This is a genomic window from Umezawaea sp. (genome assembly GCF_036375055.1).
GTDB lineage: Bacteria > Actinomycetota > Actinomycetes > Mycobacteriales > Pseudonocardiaceae > Umezawaea.
Window position 1 is genome coordinate 1 of record NZ_DASUSQ010000034.1, and the last position, 3466, is coordinate 3466.

Consider the following 3466-nt stretch of genomic DNA (forward strand, 5'->3'; position numbering starts at 1 on the left):
TAGTCGCACCCCCTGGTGATGGCCTGGTCGGTCGGCGGCACGCCCGCCGCGAGCAGCGCGACGACCGCGTACGCGGTGTACGCGGGCGCGGAGGACTGGCCGCGTTCGACGGCCCGCGCGTGCGTTCCCCAACCGCCGTCCGGGCACTGCGCGGCCCGCAACCACGCCACCCCGCGCGCCGCGGGGCCGGTGCGGCCGAAGGCGGCGAGCGCTCGCACCGCCGTCGTGGTCGGGAACACCGCCGCGTCCGGGTCCTGCGCGGACGACGACCAGCCGCTGTCCGGCTTCTGCTGCTCCTCCAACCACTGGAGCCCCCGCCGCGCGGCCTCGTTGCCGCTCGACCTCCCGGTCGCGGCGAGCGCCAACAGGCACGAGCACGTGCTCTCGGTGATCGACAGCGCGCTGGGGGCCACGACCAGCGACCGCCGGACCTGCCAGCCGCCGTCGGGGTTCTGGTGCGCCTCCAGGGTTTCCGCGGGCCGGTCCACGTACTCGCCGCGCACCCCCGCGTGCACGTGGGCCATCAGCGCCTCTCCCGTCGACAGGGTGCCGAGGTCGCTGCTGACCTGGTACTGGTTCCACCCCCAGAGGTCACCCTCCACCGACAGGTGGTCGTCCAGGTGCGCGATCGACGCGTCCACGGCCCGCCGGACGGCCGAGTGCAGGTCGGGCGCCAGGCGCGTCGCGGTGAGGAGTTGCTGAGCGGCCTCCAGGTGTTCGGCGTCCTCGACGTCGCGGCGCCTGCTGCGGATCTCGGCGGGGGCCACGAGCCGCAGCGAGCGGTCCACCGCGAGGTCGGGGTCGTCGTTCCGCACGACCGCGGCGACCAGCAGCCGGTTCCCGTTAGGACGTCCGACGTAGGCGAGCACACCGAGGAACTCCGCCTCCAGCCGCAGGACGGCGTGGACCGCGCGCTCGACCGCGTCGCTCAGGCCCTGCGGCTCGTCGACCGCCAGGGTGAACCGCAGCGGGGCCAACGAGTTCCCGCTCGCGCGCAGGACGAACCGCGGACCCTCGCGCACCAGCAGGACGACGTCCACCTGGTGACCGTCGACCTGCCGCGCCTCGGTCCTCGACCGACGCCGGTCCTCCGCTTCCGCCCGTGCGAACACCCGTCACCCCGTCGTCTCAGCCGACCAGCGCCAGCACGCCGCGGATCTCCTCGGCCACCGCGTCCCTGGACAGCCGGGTCAGCTCGACCTCGTCACCGGACTTCAGCGCGTGCTCGGCGTACACCTCGACCACCGTCGACGGCTGGTGCGGACCTTGGAGCACCAGGGAGACGGTCGTGTCGCCGGGCGCGCTGACGACCCGGTGGAGCACGTCGGAGGTGAGCAGGTACCCGCTGCCGGAGGGGAAGAAGGCGTTGAACGTGCACCGCAACCCCGCCTCACCGGTGGACCGCAGCCCGTAGCTGTCCTGGCCGTCGTGCCCCAGGTACCGGTAGGAGTGGAACCGCTCACCGGCCTCGTCGACCACGAACTCCTGGAAGCGGTACCCGCCGAGCAGGAGCCGCGACGCGAAGTCCCACCGGTGGCTGTGCACGTTCTCGACGACCGGCTCACCGGTCAGCCCCGGCCGCCACACGTGCAACCGAAGCTGGAACGTGGGCTCCGACATGAGCACGATCTTGAGGAAGCCGTTCGGGTGGAGGTAGGAGTTCCGCGCCACCCGGTCCAGCAGCGCCCCGCGCTCGTCGGCGAGCGAGGTGAACGTCGGGTGCAGGAACCGCGGCCGCAGGATGTGGTCGAGGCACTGCGCCAGCGCCGGTTCGCGGCCCCGGCGGTGGTGGCCGATCAACCGGGCGATCTCGTGCGCGGAGTTCCGGATGTCCACGGCGTCATCCCAGCGCGATGTTCGCGTTCGAGTAGGCCGGTTCCCCGGTCACCTCGCGGTCCACCCGGAGGAAGTCGGGCAGCACGACCTCCCGCTCCTCGTGGTCGACCTGGACCTCGGCCACCCAGCACTCCCGCGTCGCCGGTCGGGCTATGTGGTCCAGTTCGACCACGAGGTCCCCCCACGAGAAGCAGGTGCGCGTCTTGCGGACCGGGTGCCTGCTCGTGTCCGACAGCCGGGAGAGGCGGCGGTACTCCACGTCGTCGATCACGTGCTCGTCGACCCGCCGGACGCCCCGGCCGAGCGGGACGAGGTGGGCGAACGCGTAGGTCGTGACACCGGCGCCCGACGTCCGGCGGATGCGCTTCTCCTCGACCTCCGACACCAGGAGGTAGATCTGCTCCAGGTCGACCGTCCGGCTGTCCGACGGCAGCGTCGACCGGTCGTGGACCGGGTGGAGGAGGAACTTGCGTTCGATCTCGATGGACACCGAGCCTCCCGGCCTTCGTCGGAGTGATGCCCCCGGCACCATCGGACTGCTCGGGAAAGCGTACTTCGAATGATCTTGGGGCTTTCTGCACAAGGGCGGACTCGCTCGCGGTTCGCCCCTTCGGGTGAGAATGGGATCCGGTTATCCTCCTTCGGTGAAGATCACGGTGCTCGGCTGTTCGGGCAGCGTGCCCGGTCCTGACCTGCCCACGTCGGGTTACCTCGTCGATGCGGACGGTTTCCGCATGGTCGTGGACCTCGGCGCGGGCACGTTCGGGAAGTTGCAGACGCATTGCTCGCCGTTCGACGTGGACGCGGTGCTGCTGTCGCACCTGCACCTCGACCACTGCGCGGACTTCGCCGCACTCACGACGTTCCGAAGACACCACCCCCGCCCGCCGTACGACCCGCGTGAGCGGAAGTTGCCGGTGCACGCGCCGTCGGGGGCGTCGGTGCGGTTGGCCAACGCGCACGCCGCCAGCCGCTCCGAACCGGAGTCGCTGGAAGACGTTTTCGAATTCTCGGCATTGCGGCCCGGCACTTTTCAACTCGGGCCCTGCACCGTGACCGTGGCGCAGATGAGGCACATCTGCGAGGCCTACGGGTTCCGGTTCGAGGTGGGCGGGCGGTCGTTGGTCTTCTCCGGGGACACGGCCGTGTGCCCCGAGTTGGTGGAATTGGCTCGGGGGGCGGACGTGTTGATGGCCGACACCGCTTGGCAGGACCGAGGGGGGCGTCCGGACAACCTGCACATGAGCGGGGTGGAGGCGGCCGGGGTGGCCGTGGAGGCCGGGGTGGGGCGGTTGCTGCTGACCCACGTGCTGCCGTGGTCGGATCGGTTGGGGGTCCTGGCTGATGCCGAGCGGGTTTTTCCAGGGCGGGCGTTGCTGGTGGAGCAGGATGCTGTTTATGAGGTGTGAGTCGGCTGCGACTTCCAGCCGATCGGGTGGCTGCCGGTTCCAGCGGGGTGGCCGATGTGACTCGGGACCCCTCGATTCGCCCCTTGGTCGGGCTACTTGTCATGGGTGCGCTGTTTGCCGCATGAGCAGTGTGACCACGTCCTTGAGGCTTCCTCGTTGTTGGAAGGCCCGTCTTTGGCGGGCTGCGCCTGAGCCGTCCAGGAGGATCCTGTCCGCCGCGT

3 protein-coding genes and 1 pseudogene are annotated in these 3466 nt (G+C 70.7%); 1 reads left to right on the plus strand and 3 read right to left on the minus strand.

Annotated features, from left to right (window positions below; translation table 11 throughout):
* The 3 genes and pseudogenes from VFZ92_RS10305 to VFZ92_RS10315 form a co-directional block, all read right to left on the minus strand.
* Positions 1-1112 (minus strand): annotated as a pseudogene (locus VFZ92_RS10305) (prenyltransferase/squalene oxidase repeat-containing protein); the annotation flags it as partial.
* Between the two features lie 16 nt (positions 1113-1128).
* Positions 1129-1836 (minus strand): hypothetical protein, encoded by a 708-nt coding sequence (locus VFZ92_RS10310; protein ID WP_330875616.1) that lies wholly within the window; start codon positions 1834-1836, stop codon positions 1129-1131.
* A 4-nt stretch (positions 1837-1840) separates the two neighbouring features.
* Positions 1841-2326 carry a hypothetical protein gene (locus VFZ92_RS10315; protein ID WP_330875617.1) on the minus strand — a complete coding sequence of 162 codons (486 nt, stop codon included), beginning with the start codon at positions 2324-2326 and terminating at the stop codon, positions 1841-1843.
* Positions 2327-2480: 154 nt separating this feature from the next.
* Between VFZ92_RS10315 and VFZ92_RS10320 the strand changes: the two genes are divergently transcribed.
* Positions 2481-3245 (plus strand): MBL fold metallo-hydrolase, encoded by a 765-nt coding sequence (locus VFZ92_RS10320; RefSeq protein ID WP_330875618.1) that lies wholly within the window; start codon positions 2481-2483, stop codon positions 3243-3245.
* Positions 3246-3466: the final 221 nt, after the last annotated feature.